Consider the following 17,511-nt stretch of genomic DNA (forward strand, 5'->3'; position numbering starts at 1 on the left):
CTCCTATGGTCGGCTATCCTCCGTGGGTTGCCCAAGGCGCATCAGGCCTCAATTGCCGCTGTCCCCTCGCGTTGCTATTCCGATCCGTCCGTCAGGCCCCAGGACAAGAACTTGTCGACCAGAGCCGCCATGAAGTGCTGGATCAAATTATAGAAGATTATCGGCAGCATGACGTTCGGATGATCGGAAAACGCAAGCGACGCCATTACCAGCCCTGCGCCATTGTTATTCATGCCGAGGCCGAACATCATTGACGCCATCTCAGCGCGACCGGCGCGGAGGACGCGCGCCAAAAAATATCCCGCGCCAAACATGACGAAACACAATAGGAAGACGATGATCAGCATCACAATGACGAAATCGAAATCAGGCTGCGCTATGACTCCAGGCAGGGTAAGCGACGCATTTGAATAATTCAGCAACGCTAGAACAATAAAATTGGCGAGCTTCAGGTAGGGCGAAATCGCGTTAGAACGCCTTTCTCCCAAGATGCGATGCGCTAGCATGCCTAATAAGGACGGCAGGATCACCCAAACACCGAGGAAAAGGTCGGCGCCGCTACTTGCGAGCTCGTGTAGGTCCTCGGAATAATGGCCAGTCGTGATAAAGCCCCCAGCATGAAGAACAAGCGGCGTGAGGATCGGACTACTTAAAGTCGTAAGCAGAATCAGGCCAAGGCTTAGCGTGAGGTTGCCATTCGCGTTTTGCGCCCAGGCCGTCGACGCCCCCGCGATTGGCATAGATGCGACCAGGGCAAGGCCAGCTAGGATTTGCTGAACCTCGTCGGGTTCGGGCCAAAGTTTCATTGTGATATTGACGCAGACGATGAACGCGAGCGGCACAAGGAGGTTTCCCGCCGCGCCGGCGACGAGCAGGGAAGGCTTGCGCTTCAAGTCAGTCAGTTCATTCGCTCTGATTCCCAAGCCAGCATTAAAAAGTAGAAAGGCTAGCATTGCGGGGGGCAGCGAAACGCTAATCTTCGTTCGCAAAATATCGACGCTTCCGATCTCGATGCCGCGCATAAGAAGCCCCAGGTCAGGAAAAACGGCCGCAACAATGTAAGAAGACACAATGATCCATATAAAATGTTTGTGAATGAAATGGAGGAACGCAGCGCTGATCTGGGTAAAGCCGTGACGCACTTTGCTCTCCTCCCCGGAGGCCTGGGATATGCCGCTTCGCATCAACATTCCTCAGGCGGTTTCAAGTGTCGAAACTGGTTGAGCAACAGGAGGTCGTAAGCGAGTTTCAACGCACCACAGATGATCAGTGGCGAGGCCGTCCAAGAAATTGAAAAGAGGGCGCCAGAAAGCGCCGGACTCAAGGACGCGGCGAGGCTGCGAGGAATGGATGTGAAACTCGCAGCCGCCGTGCGTTCCGCGTCAGTCACGACCGACATCACGTAGGATGAACGCGTCGGCACGTCCATTTGCGATAACGCCGCCCGAATGATCAATAGGGCCATAGTAAGCGGAAGCGTCGGCGCGAGGGCCGCGAGGATCAGACACAGGCTCGAGGGGATATGTGTGAAGACCATCGTATTTACCAGACCGAAGCGTCGGGAAAGCCAAGCAGCCAGGGGATAAGAGAAAGCGGACAGGACTCCGGACCAAAAGAAGAACAGGCTGGCAGTAGCAAGCGATAAATCAAAGCGTTCGAATAGCCAGAGGGCCAACAGTGATTGAACTACAAATCCGCCAGCGAAGGCGTCGAGGCTGAACAAAGCGGCGAGCTTGTAGACAATTGCGCGCGACGGCCCAAGCGCCACGGACTGGCTCGTTAAAGACGACGGGGGCATGGGAGGCATGCGCGCATAGACCAACCCTCCGACCAGGCCCAGTATGGCGTAGATCGCAAACATCGCCTTCACAGCCAAAAGTTCGACCCAGCCCATTCGCATGAGAATTCCCGGCAGGGAGGCGGCCAGCGCGCCGGCCGCGGCCGCGAGGCCGCCGATGAGGCTATATCGCGCGAAACCACTGGTTCGCGCCGCGGCGGCTGTCTCGCGAGTTAGAACCGCGTGCTCAACGGGCACGAAGGAGCTTGCGCTGCCGCCCGACGGATTGACAGAACCAATGAACGCCACGACGAGGAGAAATGCATAGGAGTCGATGAGTGATAGTGCGACGCCGGTCCCCGCCATCAAGGTGGCCGCCGCGATCAACATATGTCGCGCGTCATAGCGGTTGCCGACAAGGCCAATCGCCAGGGTAAGGAGAGCGGAACCCAGCAACGCCGCGCCCGCTAGCGCGCCGATTTCGAAAGAGGAAAGCCCCAGCCTTGTGAGATAAACCGGCAGCAACACGGCGACAAAGCCGTCGCCAAAGTCGCGGAGGCCGCGCGCCCAGATCAACAAGCGAACAGTTCTGTTCATCCACCAACCAGCTGGTTTCGACGCGGCCGATTCTTCCGTCTTCGGCAACTCACTTCAGAAACCCCTCCAAAGAGGGGTCGGATCCATCGAGGGCGAATTTTGCCGCGGAGCCCTTGGCCCAAACGTCGAAACAGTTTTCGCCAAAGCGGTTCGTCAAGCAGAGCTTGTCCTTCGAGACGGCCCATTTATCGGTCGTTGTCTTGCCCATTCGCGTGTTCTGAAACTTTCCGCCCGCGGCGAAGCGATAGGAAAAATGGACGCCGTCGCTGAATTGCTTTCCACTGAAAGCTCTCTGTATTTGAGGCCCGGTCAGCTTTTTGAAGCCCTCGGATTCGGGCGAGGCCGCTAAGGCCGGCGAGATGAGCAGGGCTGCCGCCAACAGCGCGCGCGTGAGCATTTCGGTTTCTCCTTATCTAGCCGCAGGTCGAAATCAGACCGATTGCATGGTACGCGACGCTCGTGGTTGCCGAGAGAGAAAGCTGTCAGGGCCGATAACGCACGGCTACGCCCTTGGACCAACGCGACGATATTGCCTCCCTGGCGCGTATCGCCGCGATGGCGAGCGCGTCTCCAATTGCTCCGGTCAATCGTGAGCGATCGGGGTGACGACGAGATCGTCAAACGCCGTAATCGAGTCGGCCTTCGTCCAGAGCCCAACACGCCCGGACTTAAATCTATCGTCTCGATGATCGATGAGCTGTTGCTCATTGAGCCAGCCCCTTAGGCGGTCGCCCTCGGCGCTGATGCGCAGCTTATGCCATTCACCGAGCGCGGGGGCCTTGGTCTGTGCTTCGAGGATTTTTCGCCGGCCATTGTCGTAATAGTAGAGATTGAAATTATCCTCCAATGCGTTAGCTCGGATCACGTAATAGCGGCCTTCGGAAAAGCGGAAAACGATCCCAGCCGCCGCGTCCCGTTTTCCCGAAATTGGTTTGAATCGCATAGAGGCGTTGACATCGGCAAAGGGAGCGCCAGGCGCAACGATCACATTAAAATCATTGTTTGTCGCACGTTGAACCAGCGCTTTACCGTTCGAAGCGCCAGGGACATCCTCAACGCTCCATTGTCCCGTCACGGTCTCCCATCCTTCGAGAGGGCGCGTAAAATTAAAGCGCATTTCGGAACCAGCGGCTTTCGCTTGCCGACCCGTGACAGCCATCAAGCCGCCCACGGCCGCGGCAGCGGTCATCAGCTTCCGTCTTGAAATGTTGGTGTTCATGGATCCTCTCCCTTCGCGCTTGGCCAAATTGCGCGGTTGGTCAGAACGTAGGTCTCTTTCCAATCGTTCTGAACCTCCGCGGCTCAACTAATGGGCCTGATGATGAGTCACATCCAGAGCCGTCTTCAGTGCCTTGGCCAAACCAACGGCGTCGGCGTTCGAAGGAAGAACAGCCGAGGCTCGTCGTCGAGCATATGGCTGTGTAGTGCGGTGACCTCGATCCCATTGGACATATCCCCCGTAATCGCCGCCTTACCGTCGCCCGTGGGCTGGAAATTGATGGCGTGCGCGACCCCCATGGCAGGGGCGATCGCCGCGCCGTCGGCTTTGATGGCGTCGGCTCTGGAGATGCTGAACTGATAGACGCCGCCGTTGTTTTTCCCCTGAGAACCGAGGGCTTCTTCGACTTGCGCCGTGTCGAAGTCGATCCTCGGGGGTTCTCCAACCGCAGCGGCGGAAGGCTCAAAAGGCGTCTTTGTTTCCGCGAGCGCATCCCGCACGGCCTTGGCGAGCTTCATGGGGTCGCCGTGCCCGATATGCATGTAAAAGGGCGCGGGGCTGGCGCGCAGCAAATGATTATGGACGGCCGTCACCTGCACGCCGTTGGCGAGTAGCGATCGCATGACGGGGTTCACTTCGGTTTCGGTGAGCACCAGGTCGCCCATCATCATGGCGGCGTGTGCTGACGGCTCAAACGCGATCCACCCGCCGAGCGCGAGGCCAGGCTTGATGCTGACTCCATCGAGGGTCACGTGGAGATCGCTGCGCGGGAGGCCGTATTTATGCACGGTTCCAGCGACAGCGGCCTTCTTGCCAATGGCGGCCTCGACCTGCGACCAGTCGATTTCCGCCACGGCGGGGAACGCAGGCACAAGCAGTCCGATCGTGGCGAGAGCGGCAAACGCCTTTTTCATGAGTTTCTCTTTCCGTTGCACGTCTAGATTGCCCCTAGGAGGAACAGGCCTATTCCCGCCGCGCAGGAGCCCGCCAATGTTGGAAGCATGCCGACCCGAAACTGGAAGATCGCAACCGCTGCGGCTATCGAGAGGACGAGGCTCCAGAAATCCACGCTCGCGAGCGCCGGCGCGTCGAATGACAGCCCATAGCCATCCAAAGCGACCGTCTTGCGAAAGATGGTGTGGATCGCGAACCAGATCGCGAGGTTGAGGACGACGCCAACCACGGCGGCGGTAATCGCCGCCAATGCGCCTGATAGCGCCCTGTTCCGTCTAACTGTTTCGATGTACGGCGCGCCGAGGAATATCCAGAGGAAGCAGGGCGCAAAGGTGACCCACGTCGTCAGAAGCCCGCCGAGCGCGCCGGCAAGAAGCGGCGGCAAGTCGCCCGGCGAACGGAACGCCGCCATAAAGCCCACGAATTGCAAAACCATGATGAGCGGGCCGGGCGTGGTTTCCGCCATGCCAAGGCCATTGAGCATTTCCCCAGGCGTCAGCCAACCATAGGTTTCGACCGCTTGTTGCGCGACGTAGGCAAGAACCGCATAGGCCCCGCCAAAGGTCACCACAGCCATTTTGCTGAAGAACACGGCGATCTGCGAAAAGACGTTCTCCGAGCCGACGGCCAGCAGGATTGCGGCGACGGGGACGAGCCAAAGCGCTAGCCAGATCAGGCTCACTTGCAGCGCTCGTTTGGCGGACGGTAGCGCATGAGCGGGGGTCTCATTGCCAAGAAGGCTGTCCCCGTCCTCGTGCGCCGATCCGTGTCCCGCGGCGACGAACGCAGGATTCCCACGGGCCGCGCCGACAAATCCGATCAACGCCGCCGCCAGGATGATGACCGGGAAAGGCACGGCGAAAAAGAAGATAGCGACGAAGGAGATAGCCGCCAAAAAGCGCATGGGCTGGGATTTGAGCCCGCGCTTGCCTATCCTCACGACGGCCTCGATGACGATCGCGAGGACTGCCGCCTTCAATCCAAAAAACAGCGCGGCGACAGTCCCGACATTTTCCCAGAGCGCGTAGATGACGCTGAGCGCCATGATCGCGACGAGGCCGGGAAGAATGAATAATCCGCCAGCAATGAGCCCGCCGAGGGTCCGATGCATGAGCCAGCCGATATAGGTGGCGAGCTGTTGGCCCTCGGGGCCAGGCAGTAGCATGCAGTAATTGAGGGCGTGCAAAAAGCGGCTTTCGGGCAGCCATTTCTTTTCATCGACAATAATCCGGTGCATGATCGCAATCTGCCCGGCAGGCCCGCCGAAGCTCAGCATAGCGACCCGCGCCCAGACGCGGGCCGCCTCCGTGATCGACACGCCATGATCGCGGGTCGTGGTCTGTTTTGGATGAATATTCACGCCATTTTTCCCGGTTTTGTCGCAGGCCAGGTGTGGGGCTCGTCAGTGGCGTCGCGACACCAGCGGTAAAAGGCGTCGTAGAGCGCCATCCCGGCTTCGAGCTGTTCGAGATCATCCGCATACATGCGGGATTGACCGAGCGACGCCGCGAGTAGTCCTGCGGCTTCAGGGGCAAGGTCGAGGCGAGCGGTATCGGCCCCGCGCACAATGACGGCAAGCCTTTGCAGGGGCGCTAGCGCCAGGCCCCATTCCTCGAGCATCATATCGAATGTGCAGCGTTCGCCCCTGTGGCTCCAGAACGCGCCCTCTGTGTCAAAAGCCGCGCCGCCAAAGCGTTCCGCCACGGCAGACACCTCCGCTGGCGCAACGAAGAGAAATACTGCGCCCGGATCGACGAACCGGCGAATGAGCCATGGACAAGCTATGCGATCGACTTTCGGGCGGGAGCGCGTGACCCAGATTGTGCGTCCGAGGGCGTCGCGTCGTGGCACTTTAGCAACGGGGATGAGGGGCCCGCCGGCCTTGACCCAAGCGAGGTGCCCGCCCGTCAACACATCGGCGGACGCCGCTCCGGCATGACGAAGCCAGGCCGCGGCGCCTTCGCCGGCCTCATGGCCACTTTCGTCGATGACGATGGTCGCGCGACCGGCAAATTCTGCGGCCCAGTCCGAAACGGTTTCTAGCCGGCGTCGCAAGGCGCCCGGCGCGAAACGGGGATCGGACTTGTATTCCTCATCTGTCCGAACGTCGATTAACGCAGGACAGTGATTGACGCCGATCAGACGTGTGAGTTTGTCGGGAGAGATGCAGTTGATTGACGACATGGCGCGCCCTTGGTGGAAAACCGGACGCGATTCTTGGGCATGTCGCCTCGTGGGGAGATCGCTTCCCCATGGGCCCATAGATTGCCGTCGGCTGAAAAGAAGTCAAGGCCGAAAACTGGAGGGCCCAGCGCCAGGGGGAAGGCGCCCACATCGAGGCTGAGAAATGCATTTGCTCGCGCCGGGGAAATGGAAGCGAGAAAAGGCTGACGGGCCTTCGGTTGAGCGCCCGGCGGACCTCGGCTGGGGGCCGGACGCCGAGACAATCGCTCCCTGCCGAACTTCCAGCGTGATCGCTGCGGCTTCACCTCGAAAAGATCGAGAACGGCTCCGCCAGATCAGGCAGGGCGGCGATCGGCTTCTCGAAAGTCAGCGGCCCGCCCAGCGTCAGGCGCACAGCCGGCGGCTCGACGGGTTTGAAATGCCGATCCATCACCCCGACCGCGCAGACTGAGCTGGGCGCGATCCCTGTGGCGCATTGGTTGTAGAGGGCGTCGGTCGGCAGGAGCGAGCCATAGCCGTAAGTGATCTGGTCCGACCGCGAGTTGACTATGTTGAAGGCGTCGAGCTGAAGGCGCCAGCCATCCGCCCAGCGGTAGCCCAGCCGCGCCGCGACCGTGCCCGTCGCGGGCGATTGCAGATAGCCGTCCTCGGTGAGCGCGCGCGGGCCGATGTAGCGATATTTCAGCGCGCCAAACCAGCCGGTCGCTTCCCCGAGTTCCAGGCCCGCCATGGCCGTCACGGCGACCGCGTTCTGGAGATAGTTGCCGGGGGCGTTACCGAGGAAAGTGAGAAAGGGGAGCGCCTCCGGGGTGGTTAGGTCGAGATAGGCCAGCGCCTGCCCCTGATCGACGCCGCGATAGCGCGCATGCACCAGCGCCACGTCGCCGTTGAAATCTATCCACGAGAGGGGCCGGTAATGGTTCGCGATTTCGATGCCATAACGCCGGCTCGGGCGGCCGAAAATTGTCGTGCCGGTGTCGCCTACGAACTGGTTTTCGGAGTCCAGATTGAGCCAGAAAAGGGCGACGCTGGATTCGAGCCTGTCGATGATTTTCGTGCGCGCGCCGAGTTCGGCGCCGCGCGACTTCACGAGCAGCGGGATGGGCGCGACCCGGAGCAACCCGCCCTGCTCGGACAGTTCGGAGGTCGCGAAGGTCTGCACCGTTCCGCGCGCGTCGGTTGAGTGGAAGCCCTCGCCGTAATTGGCGAAGAGCTCCGTCTTGTAGAAAGGCCCGAGAATGATCGAGGCTTTTGGGCTGAACAGCGAGGCGTCCTTGGAGCCGCTGTTGAACGGGCCTGTCCAGAGCGCCACCGGGACGCCATCGGGATTGAGGAGCTTGGGCGCGCCCCAGTAATTCTGCCGTGAATTGACGCTTGCGGCGTAATAGTCGAAACGCCCGCCAGTGATGGTCTTCAGCCAGGGCGTCCAGCGCACGGCCGTATCGGTCCAAAGGCTGACGCTGCCTTCGGCGACATTGTCCACTCGCGCCGCGTCGTAGAGGAAGCGGCGACAGCTGTCCTGCAGGCCGAGATTGACGCCGTCGAAACGACTCTGGAATCCGACGCGCGTCTCGACGGGCAGGCCAAAACTCTCCCATTTGACATTGTGCTGGCCGTTGACGCCCGCCATCACGCGGCGATCGAATTGGTGGAACTGGTCGCCGAGCACTGGATTGGCGAGAAAATAAGTGAAGTCGTTGTAGAGGTCGAGCGAGGAGAGGATCGCGTAGGACTCCACGCGCGAATGATGATTGCCTTCCGTCTGGCTCCATCGACCGGAGAGCGAGAAGCGGGACATGTTTCCGCCGTCGGTCGGGTTGAGCGTGCCCCACAGCGACAGCAGGCCGGAGTTGACCGCGCGCTCAGGAATCTGGTCGGTCGAATGCCATTTGTTGGCGTAGGCCATGGCTGTGATCGACATGCCGTCTTCCTGCGTGCCCCGCGACCAGCGCAGCACGCTGTTGATGCGACGCATATTATCGCCGCGTTGCCACGGGCCGTTGTAATATTGCGCCTCGACCGCGCCATAGGCGTCGCCGCCGTTGATATTCTTGTAAGGCGCGACGGCGAGCGCCCGGGCATAGGCGAAACTGCCGCCGGTCACCTGGTAATAGCCCTTGTCGATCTTGTCCTTGTACTGAAGGTAGATCGACCCGGCCGAAGAGAAGTCGCCGTCCTGGGCGTCGTAGGGTCCCTTGCGCGCGAGCACATAGGATAAAAGCTCGGGGATTAAGAAATTCGAATCTGCATAACCCTGCGCATGCCCATGCGTCCGCATATTTAGCGGCGTGCCGTCGAGATAGAGCGCAAGGTCCGTGCCGTGGTCGAGGTTGAAGCCGCGCAGGAAATACTGGTTGGCCTTGCCGTCGCCGCTGTGCTGGCTGACAATAAGGCCCGGCACAATCTCTAACGCCTCCGCCGGGCGTGAAAAGGGCAGGGCGTTGACTTCCTTGCCGGTGAAGAAGGCTTCGCTTGCAGCGGTTAAAGGCGGCGGCTTAGGACCGTTCGATGGAAGGGCGGGCGCAGTACCCGAAACGGCGGTGACTATCGTCGAAACGACCCGCGCTGGTTGTGGTTTTGAGGGAGTTGCGACTTGAATAGGAGGCCGAGAGGTCGGTCGCGCGCCAATGCTAATGGTTGGCAAGGCTTGCTGGGCATTGGCAGTCGTTACAGCGGTAAGCACGACGGCGAGCGTGAAAACTGACAGGCCGGAAGGGCGATGCGACAAAAACATGGCTGACTCGCAGCAGACGTGGACCGTCACTGCGATTGACCTTCACCCCGTCGCCCGTGAAGCGACGAAGTTGAGGCCGCCTCGGTGCACCCCGCCCGACGCTTTCGCGCGTGACCACGAACAACGGCAGGTCTCCTGGCTCGCGGGTCGTGGCCTCGGTCCGCCTTCCCGGACTTACGCCCAGTGGCTTTATGGACCTTGGCTCGCCGCTTACAGTTGCGGGGGCAGCTGCGGCTTAGGACGATGACGCCCGCACCGCATTCCCTTTTGATCCCGTAGGGAACCGTTGGTTATTAGTAAACAGGCTCGGTATGGCGCGTGTCAAGCCGGAGCCAACCGATGAGCCGCCGCCACCCCGCCGGACCTGAGCGGCAAGCACCCTCAATCGCAGCCAGGCCGACGCGGTAAACGGAATTTTCGTTTCGAGTTGTCCGGCGCTTTACGGCAGGCCGAGAAAAATCGCGTCGTTGACAATCAGGAGCCTTGCATTCACGCCACTGCAAACGCGCCAGCGTCCCGAGGAGCTTTTTCGGAGGGATTTTGGCTAGATCTTCGCGCATGTTTGCCAAGCGCGCTGACGCCGCCTTCTGGAAGTGTGCAGGCTGATATCGCAGTCAAGAAGAAATAGTGCTGGCGTAAATGGAACAATTCTCATCTTCCGTTGTTGGAAATCCTCCAATCAATTGGACAAATTTATAATATTTCCAAGCTATCTTCGTGTGATGTTGACTGAATTCCTCGCTGGCAAATACTCATTGGCGACGGCCGAGTAGGCCGAAATCGAGCAAGCCTTTTGCGAGGACCCATAGTGACTTCGTCGATCGCGTTCCCGAAACCTTTGAATGGCTCGCAATTTAGGCTTTTCGTCGCCCTGGCGCTCCTTGCTTCGGGATGTCCCGCTGTCGCACAACAATCGCTTCCAACAATCAGCGTCGGCGGCGTGCGTCGCACGGCGTCACGCGCGCCGACGCCTCGGGCGCCGCATCCAGTTCACGCGCCCGCTGTGGCGCCGACGCCGTCGGTCCCGGCGCAGTCTTCCGAGCCGGGGCCCTTCGTGCCTTCCGAACAGGTGCTGGGCTACGGGCCGAGCGGCGTCGTTGGCTATGTTGCGCGCGGCACCTCGACCGCGACAAAGACCAACACGCCGATCATCGACATCCCGCAGTCGATCACGATCCTCACCAAGCAGCAACTTCAGGATCGCGCCAGCTACAGCCTCGATCAGGCGCTGACCTATGTGCCCGGCGTGACGGTGACGGGCGGCGAGGGCAATAAGGACGCCGTCACCATTCGCGGCCAGAACACATCAGCCGACTTCTATCGGGACGGCATTCGCGACGACGCCGAATATTACCGCGATCTCTACAACATTCAGGCGGTCGAGGTTCTCAAAGGGCCGAGCGCGCTCACCTTCGGGCGTGGCGGCGGCGGCGGTATCATCAACCGCTTCACCAAGAAGGCGGATGGCGAAACGATCCGCAATCTTGAAGTGGTCGGCGGCAGCTTCGGAAAGCGGCGCGTGACGGCCGACATCGGTCAGGCCGGTTCCGACACGCTCGCCCTGCGCCTCAACGCGCTTTACGAGAAGTCGGAAGGCTATCGCAGCTACTTCCAGATGGAGCGTTACGGCGTCAATCCGACGCTGACTTGGAAGCCGCTCGAAAAGACTTTCGTCACGCTGAGCTACGAACATTACCATGATCGCCGCTTCAATGATCGCGGCATCCCCTCGATCGGCGCGCCATCCTTTATCGAGGGCTTCCCGGCGGGCCTCGCCTCTTTCATCCCCGGCTATCCGGCGCCGACGCCGTATTACCAATTCTTTGGCAACACCTTTCCGACGGCGCGGACCAATAATTTCGCGCGCATCGACGTGAATCTCGTCGATCTCAACATGGAGCACAAGACCGACTTCGGTCTCGAGATCCGCAATCACACGATGTTCGCGAGCTACCGGAAACGCTACGCCAACACCTTCCCCGGCGAGAATGTCCTTCTCTTCGAAGGACCGCCCGGCGGCCAGATGGAAATCGAGGGCTACGTTCACAACACGCCGCGGACGAACATCTTCAACCAGACGGATCTCGTGTATCGCTTCGATATGACGCCGGAGATCAAGCACACGCTGCTCGCGGGCGCCGAGGTCGGCAATCAGAGATCGGCGAGCGAACGTAATCTTTCGTGCTTCGGCACGCCCGAGACGAATCTGGTCGTCAACTGCGACGGCAGCGCCACGGCGGTGGACGCCCCGTTCCTCAACCCCGCGCTCTATCTGCCGATGAGCTATGGCGACCCGCGCGAGCGTCGCTACACGAATCTCGACGTCGCCTCTGGCTACCTCCAGGATCAGATCGCGATTACGAAATACATCGACATCCTCGCCGGCGTGCGCTTCGATCATTTGGATCTGACCTTCCGCGGCGCTGACTTCCCGCTTCCGCCTGGCGCCGACCCGGCCGGTCAGGCGGCGGAACAGGCGGAAGGAGAAATCGTCGACCCGATCAACCAGACCATTCGCAACGTCACCAACAAATGGTCGCCACGCCTGGGCGTGGTCGGCAAGCCGATCGAGGATCTTTCGGTCTACTTCGCCTATTCGCGCTCCTTCCTGCCGGCGTCGAGCGATCAGTTCGTCGTGCTGACGCCCTCTCTCGCCGCGCTGCAGCCGCAGGGGTTCTCGAATCTCGAAGTGGGCGTGAAGTATCAAATCACGCCGCGGCTGCTCTTGACCGGCGCGCTCTATCAGCTTGATCGCTCAAACCAGCCGGTCACGGTCAGCGCCTTCAACGCCGTCTCCGCCAATACGCGCACGCGCGGCGGGGAGATCGGCCTCGTCGGCTATATCACTGACGAGTGGCAGGCCTCCCTCGGCTACGGCCTGCAATCGGGACGCGTGCTGAATGCGAGCACGAACCCCAACCCCATCGATCCGTGGCTCGTCTACGCAGGCAAGGTGACGCCGAACGTGCCGCGCAACACCTTCTCCTTTTGGAATAAGGTCGACGTGTCGTCGCTCTTTGGCGCGGGGCCGGGCGTCTTGGGGCTGGGCGGAGGCGTCATCTACAACGCCAAATTCTACCCGGCGATCGACAACGCCGTGATCGTTCCCGGCTACGCCCGCGTCGACGCCGCCGCCTATCTAAAATTGAGCGAAAGGGTGAATGCGCAGCTCAATGTCGAGAACCTGCTTGGAGCGCGATATTACGTCGCCGCCACCAACAACAACAACATCATGCCTGGCGCGCCCCGCTCGGCGTGGGTGACGCTGAACGCAAAATTTTAGTCGCGAAACGATGCAGATGAGAGCAGGGATGGCAAACCGAGGTTATCCATTTCGACGAGGAATGGCGGGAATAGCGACCGCCGCCGCTTTATTCTCCACGCTTGGCTCTAATGCGGCGGCGGCTCCAGGGGATATGCTCAAAGAGCCCGCCGTTTTTGCCAGCCGCTCTGGCGTGCTCGATCTTCTGATCATCGCTAAGCCTAAGCCAGTTCCGACCATCTCCTTTGCGCCGCCGGGAGGCGCGCCAGTCAATCCGGTCGGCTGGGTCTATGAAATCTGCCCGCGGCCCTCGACGGGCAATCAATGTCCGGCGGGATCATCGACAGTCGCGGATTATGGCGGCGCTCGGCTCGCGTTGCAGCCCGGCGATACGCTCAAAATGCGCTTCGTCAATCGCCTGCCAAAGCTTGACCCCGCCAAGGTCGCGCACGCCGCTGACGCGGGCGGAGAGAGTTTGCCGTCCAATCCCTCGAACATCCATACGCATGGCCTGATCGTGCCGCCGCGCGCGCCTACAATAAGCGATCCGACTTTCGGCGATTACGTCTTCGTCAGCGTATTCAACTCTGCCAACGTCAATTGGCAGCTCGTTTCGCAGGGAGCGCACGACCACGGGCAGCTAGTTCTGGATTCTGTCGATTACCGCATCGACATCCCAAAGAACCACCCGTCGGGGCTATTTTGGTTCCATCCGCACGTTCACGGGCTCGCGCTCAATCAGGTGTCGAGCGGCCTTGCGGGAATTATTACGATTGGCAATGTCGGCGATTACGCTGGCGGCGGCTCGGTTGGCGGTCAACCAGCCGTCCGCCATTTGATCCTCAAGGACTTGCAGGTTCTTGCCGCGGGTAACATCGCGTTCGAAAGCGACCCCGTCGCGGTCGCCAATGGCGAAGTCCTCAATCAGCAGGACCCGGATTTCTGCCGGCAGTTTCCCGCCCCCGGCGAGGTGAGGCAAGGGTCTTGTACCGGCGCCGACAACAGCAGGGACGAGGGGAATAATTATCTTGGCGGCAAATGGTATTTCACCATCAACGGTCAACAATTCCCAACGATTCCTGTCCAAGCGCCGCAGGGCGAATTTTGGCGGCTCACCAACGCCTCCGGCAGTCTGTCTTACCGCTTGCAGCTTGTCGCCGATGCGACACAGCAGCCGATCGTCATGCAACTTGTCGCCGTCGATGGCGTCAGCGTGAACCTGCCGCAGGACACGCCGATCGATACGGTGGTTCGGCTCGCCGGCGCAAAATTCAAAGTCGCGCGTTGCCCTCAAACAGCGTCCGACATTCGCACCCTTCCGGTGTGCGTGAGCGAGCTTGTCATGATGCCGAGCGCCCGCGCCGAGCTATGGGTGACTTACCGCGACGGAGCCGGACGCGTCACTTCTCCTCTGAGAAATGCTTTGGCGACTTTCAAGATGACCGGACTGACAATGGGGAGCGGCGACGCCTGGCCCGCCATCGACCTCGCCAGGGTTGAATTCAAGCAAGGGAGCTCGTTCAGCCTGTCGCAACCTGCCATCGCCGTGAGCGGGGATGCGCTAAAAATGACGCAGGCGGGCGGCATATTTTCGTCGCCCGTACCGAGCGCACAGGCCGCGCCGTTGCCCGCGAATTGCAAGGCGCTCCCGTCAGGGCATCGTCGGCGGATTTTCTTCGGGCTCGAGGACCTCGCTGTAGATGACAGCTTTGGACTGGGTTACGAAGAAGTCGATGAACGCGGGGTTCCGGTGCCGGGCACGCAATTGCCCGTCACGCGGTTCGACCCGATGAAGCCAAGCGTTTGCCTGCCGCTTGGCCCGGGGCAGACGCCCATCCACGAAACATGGGAGCTGGTGCAGCTTTCGACCGAAAATCATAACTTCCATATCCATCAGACAAAATTCAGGCCGGTCGAAGCCAATGCGTCCTCTTCTTCGCCGAATTCCCTGAAGCCCCGCTCCGGGGTTGGCTACGGGATCGTGGAGGACAACCTGCCGCTTGGCGTGGCGGCGCCAGACGCGTCGATCCGGGATCAAGTGACGAACAACCAGAGCGGCGTCTGTTCAATAGAGCAATGGCGTGGCGGTCACTGCGCTTCGACGCCCGTAACGCTCGATATCCCATTCGTCGAGCTTGGAGACTTCGTCTATCACTGCCACATTCTCGAACATGAGGATGGAGGCATGATGGCTAAGATTCGCGTCGTGCCGTCGCCGTACTGAGCCAGTCTCCCGGAGACACCTCTTCAGTTGAGGATACCGGCGTCCTCGGCGGCGAGGCATAGAGCGGGCTGCCAATGAAAGTCACCGATCGGGAGGATTAATGGCCTCGCTCTTGCTTATTTGATTGATAGCCTTCCAGAATAGGCGGGCCGCGTTGTCCCATTCCAACCGCCACCTTGATTGGAAGGGTGAAGCGAGAACAGCCAACAGGAAACCGAGTGCGAATGTGGTTGCAAACGATGGTGATAAGGAGACGATGCTGCCCTGAAAAACAGCGAGAGCCGCTCACGTTGAACGACTCTCGCCTTGCGCGCCTTTTTTTGGGGAGGGGATAAGGTGGCGCGCATATCCCGCACGATTAAGCGGTCTCAGTCGTCGTCATCGTAATAATGGTGACGATGGGGATAACCATACCCATATCCGCTTCCATACCCGTATCCATACCCAGCCCCGTAGCTGTAGGTCGGGGCTCGACGATACGGTGCGTAACCGTAACTATAACCATAGTCGTGGCCATATTCCGGATAGTATCCATAGCCATAGCTAGGCTGGCTAGCTAATGCGCCGACCGCAGCGCCGAGCGCCAACCCGCCGACAATAGCGCCGGCAACCGCAGCGCCGTTATTGTTGCCGTAATACCAGGCGGACGCCGGCGTCGATGTCATCGTTCCAGCGAGCAGAGCGGCAATCGCCGTAGCGGTGATGGTTTTGCGAAGCGTAGTCATCATCGATCCCCTCCGAGAACCATGAGCTCATCAACGCCCCTATTAAGCGCCAGCTAACCTGAATGGATGCTGAAGGGGGTGTGTTCTGGTTCTTGGGCAGATAGGCGAACAGTCAGAACCACGCGGACCTTGTGGAAGACGAAGATCATTGTAGAGCTCGCGCTGCACCATCCGCCGCGGCGATGGCCCTTTCCGCGGTCAGCGCCGTCGGATCAATTCTGTTTCTCTTGAAATGTAACCGTAGTTACATTATACTCGCAACCATGCCCGATCTGAAATGGCTTCTCCTCACCTACAAGGTTCCCGCCGATCCTCCGGCTAAGCGGGTCGCCCTTTGGCGGCGGCTCAAAAGCATTGGCGCGGTCTACCTGCAGAATGGCGTCTGCCTCCTCCCCAAGACCGACGACCATGTGCGCCAATTGAAAATGCTGGAAAACGACATCGCCGAGATGGGCGGCGAGTCGGTGCTGCTCGAGACGATCGCGCTCGATCAGGCCCAAAGGGAAAAAGTCATCGCCCGATTTAAGGCGGACCGCGATGAGCAATATCGAGAGTTTCTGGGGCGCTGCGCGGGCTTCGAAGCCGAGATCGCCAAGGAATTCGCAATCAACAAATTCACCTATGCCGAACTGGAAGAGGAGGACACCGACCTCAAAAAGCTTCAAGGGTGGTTGGAAAAAATCAAAAAGCTGGATTTTTACCATGCGTCGCTCGCCGCTGAAGCCAGCGAGCGGCTGAAAGCCTGCGAGGCGTTGCTCGAGCGCTACGCGCAACGGATCTACGAGGCCCATGACGAAAACCGAGCAACCGGAGGCGACGATGCTGTCCGATCTTGATGCCGCGCTAACGCAGGCAATAAACGCCTGGGCCGGACAATCGCCGCTGATCGACCGCCTGATGGTATGGACATCGGCGATCGGCGTGCCGCTTCTGGTTGCGGCGGTCGCCTTGCAATGGTGGCAAGGAAACAACAAACCGCACACTCGGCACATTCTGTTGGCGACTGGCTTCTCCTTCCTATTGGGATTGGCTATCAATCAGCTGATCTTGCTATTCGTCCAGCGCGCGCGGCCCTACGACGCAGGCGTCACCTGCCTCTTAATCGAGCGGAGCGCCGATTTTTCGTTCCCTTCAGATCACGCGACCGCGACCGTCGCGATCGCGGCAGCTTTCCTGATTCACGGCATGCCGCGACGGGGAGCCCTCTTCCTCGCGGCGGCCATGCTGATGGTTTTCTCGCGGGTCTACGTCGGGACCCACTACGCCAGCGACGTGCTGGGAGGCGCGATAACGGGGATCATTGCCGCAAGCCTGGTGCGCCCCGTCTATCAGCGAGACACGCGGATAGACCGCCCTATGACGACCATTCTGTAGGGATCGGCCAACAAGCGAGCCACGCGCTGTTCCGTGCGAGCGCCGCCCACAAGCTCTGATGCGACAAAAGGCGGACGGATAAAATGACACGAAGCGGTCGCGCTGCCGAGTTGGCGCACTTCATCCATAAATATTTCATCTGGATTATCGTCGCTTCATACGTCGCTGCGGCCTTCCTACCCCAGTTCGGGCTTTGGATTCGCGCCATAAATCTCGCAGACCTCTTCTCGCTGCGAAACCCTGTGAACCTGACATTGCCCCCGGTGTTGCTGGCCGCGCTCTTATTCAACGCTGGCCTTGGCGTTCCCCTTCATGAACTGTCGGCGCTTCGCCGAACGCCCCACAAGGCGTTCGTGATGTTGGCGGGGCTCACTGGCAATGTCGCCGCGCCGCTGACGATGATTGCCGCAATTAGCTTAGCCATGATGTTCTGGCATGATCCCGACGAAGTTCAGCAACTG

General features: G+C 60.2%; 12 protein-coding genes, 1 pseudogene and 1 riboswitch. Of the genes and pseudogenes, 4 read left to right on the top strand and 9 right to left on the bottom strand.

Annotation, left to right across the window (positions count from 1 at the left end; translation table 11 throughout):
* Nucleotides 1-74: 74 nt before the first annotated feature.
* From WOC76_RS20670 to WOC76_RS20705, 8 genes and pseudogenes are all read right to left on the bottom strand, one after another.
* A complete protein-coding gene (locus tag WOC76_RS20670) occupies nucleotides 75-1,142 on the bottom strand; it encodes a bile acid:sodium symporter family protein (RefSeq protein WP_341102234.1) in 1,068 nt (355 codons plus the stop codon).
* Between the two features lie 41 nt (nucleotides 1,143-1,183).
* A complete protein-coding gene (locus tag WOC76_RS20675) occupies nucleotides 1,184-2,374 on the bottom strand; it encodes an MFS transporter (protein ID WP_341102231.1) in 1,191 nt (396 codons plus the stop codon).
* 49 nt (nucleotides 2,375-2,423) lie between these two features.
* Complete coding sequence (locus WOC76_RS20680) at nucleotides 2,424-2,771, bottom strand: hypothetical protein (protein ID WP_341102229.1); 348 nt, start codon at nucleotides 2,769-2,771, stop codon at nucleotides 2,424-2,426.
* 186 nt (nucleotides 2,772-2,957) lie between these two features.
* The gene (locus WOC76_RS20685; RefSeq protein ID WP_341102227.1) at nucleotides 2,958-3,593 is read right to left on the bottom strand and encodes a family 16 glycoside hydrolase; all 636 of its coding nucleotides are present in this window, start codon (nucleotides 3,591-3,593) and stop codon (nucleotides 2,958-2,960) included.
* Between the two features lie 87 nt (nucleotides 3,594-3,680).
* Nucleotides 3,681-4,507: pseudogene (locus WOC76_RS20690) on the bottom strand (DUF1259 domain-containing protein).
* Nucleotides 4,508-4,530: 23 nt separating this feature from the next.
* Nucleotides 4,531-5,907 (bottom strand): chromate efflux transporter, encoded by a 1,377-nt coding sequence (gene chrA, locus WOC76_RS20695; protein ID WP_445730555.1) that lies wholly within the window; start codon nucleotides 5,905-5,907, stop codon nucleotides 4,531-4,533.
* A complete protein-coding gene (locus tag WOC76_RS20700) occupies nucleotides 5,904-6,731 on the bottom strand; it encodes a sulfurtransferase/chromate resistance protein (RefSeq protein WP_341102225.1) in 828 nt (275 codons plus the stop codon). Before WOC76_RS20700 ends, chrA begins: the two co-directional genes overlap by 4 nt.
* Before the next feature lie 301 nt (nucleotides 6,732-7,032).
* A complete protein-coding gene (locus tag WOC76_RS20705) occupies nucleotides 7,033-9,465 on the bottom strand; it encodes a TonB-dependent receptor (RefSeq protein WP_341102223.1) in 2,433 nt (810 codons plus the stop codon).
* Nucleotides 9,466-9,573: 108 nt separating this feature from the next.
* Nucleotides 9,574-9,768: riboswitch (cobalamin riboswitch) on the bottom strand.
* Nucleotides 9,769-10,519: 751 nt separating this feature from the next.
* Here WOC76_RS20705 and WOC76_RS20710 point away from each other — a divergent pair.
* Nucleotides 10,520-12,748 carry a TonB-dependent receptor gene (locus WOC76_RS20710; protein WP_341431578.1) on the top strand — a complete coding sequence of 743 codons (2,229 nt, stop codon included), beginning with the start codon at nucleotides 10,520-10,522 and terminating at the stop codon, nucleotides 12,746-12,748.
* A gap of 133 nt (nucleotides 12,749-12,881) precedes the next feature.
* On the top strand, nucleotides 12,882-14,951 hold the full coding sequence (locus WOC76_RS20715) for a multicopper oxidase family protein (RefSeq protein WP_341387457.1): 2,070 nt from the start codon (nucleotides 12,882-12,884) through the stop codon (nucleotides 14,949-14,951).
* A gap of 368 nt (nucleotides 14,952-15,319) precedes the next feature.
* Here the strand turns inward: WOC76_RS20715 and WOC76_RS20720 are convergent, their stop codons facing one another.
* The gene (locus WOC76_RS20720; protein WP_341102214.1) at nucleotides 15,320-15,679 is read right to left on the bottom strand and encodes a hypothetical protein; all 360 of its coding nucleotides are present in this window, start codon (nucleotides 15,677-15,679) and stop codon (nucleotides 15,320-15,322) included.
* Nucleotides 15,680-15,939: 260 nt separating this feature from the next.
* Between WOC76_RS20720 and WOC76_RS20725 the strand changes: the two genes are divergently transcribed.
* Both WOC76_RS20725 and WOC76_RS20730 read left to right on the top strand, forming a co-directional pair.
* Nucleotides 15,940-16,512, top strand: a complete 573-nt coding sequence (locus WOC76_RS20725; RefSeq protein ID WP_341387458.1) for a Chromate resistance protein ChrB — start codon at nucleotides 15,940-15,942, stop codon at nucleotides 16,510-16,512.
* Nucleotides 16,466-17,050 carry a phosphatase PAP2 family protein gene (locus tag WOC76_RS20730; RefSeq protein WP_341102208.1) on the top strand — a complete coding sequence of 195 codons (585 nt, stop codon included), beginning with the start codon at nucleotides 16,466-16,468 and terminating at the stop codon, nucleotides 17,048-17,050. Before WOC76_RS20725 ends, WOC76_RS20730 begins: the two co-directional genes overlap by 47 nt.
* Nucleotides 17,051-17,511 lie beyond the last annotated feature (461 nt).

The sequence above is a fragment of the Methylocystis sp. IM3 genome (genome assembly GCF_038070105.1).
Lineage (GTDB): Bacteria > Pseudomonadota > Alphaproteobacteria > Rhizobiales > Beijerinckiaceae > Methylocystis.

Bases quoted from the DNA above. Each gene is read 5' to 3' on its own strand.
- WOC76_RS20675 (WP_341102231.1), bottom strand. From the start codon at position 2,374: ATGAACAGAACTGTTCGCTTGTTGATCTGGGCGCGCGGCCTCCGCGAC.
- WOC76_RS20680 (WP_341102229.1), bottom strand. From the start codon at position 2,771: ATGCTCACGCGCGCGCTGTTGGCGGCAGCCCTGCTCATCTCGCCGGCC.
- WOC76_RS20685 (WP_341102227.1), bottom strand. From the start codon at position 3,593: ATGAACACCAACATTTCAAGACGGAAGCTGATGACCGCTGCCGCGGCC.
- WOC76_RS20700 (WP_341102225.1), bottom strand. From the start codon at position 6,731: ATGTCGTCAATCAACTGCATCTCTCCCGACAAACTCACACGTCTGATC.
- WOC76_RS20705 (WP_341102223.1), bottom strand. From the start codon at position 9,465: ATGTTTTTGTCGCATCGCCCTTCCGGCCTGTCAGTTTTCACGCTCGCC.
- WOC76_RS20715 (WP_341387457.1), top strand. From the start codon at position 12,882: ATGCTCAAAGAGCCCGCCGTTTTTGCCAGCCGCTCTGGCGTGCTCGAT.
- WOC76_RS20720 (WP_341102214.1), bottom strand. From the start codon at position 15,679: ATGATGACTACGCTTCGCAAAACCATCACCGCTACGGCGATTGCCGCT.
- WOC76_RS20725 (WP_341387458.1), top strand. From the start codon at position 15,940: ATGCCCGATCTGAAATGGCTTCTCCTCACCTACAAGGTTCCCGCCGAT.
- WOC76_RS20730 (WP_341102208.1), top strand. From the start codon at position 16,466: ATGACGAAAACCGAGCAACCGGAGGCGACGATGCTGTCCGATCTTGAT.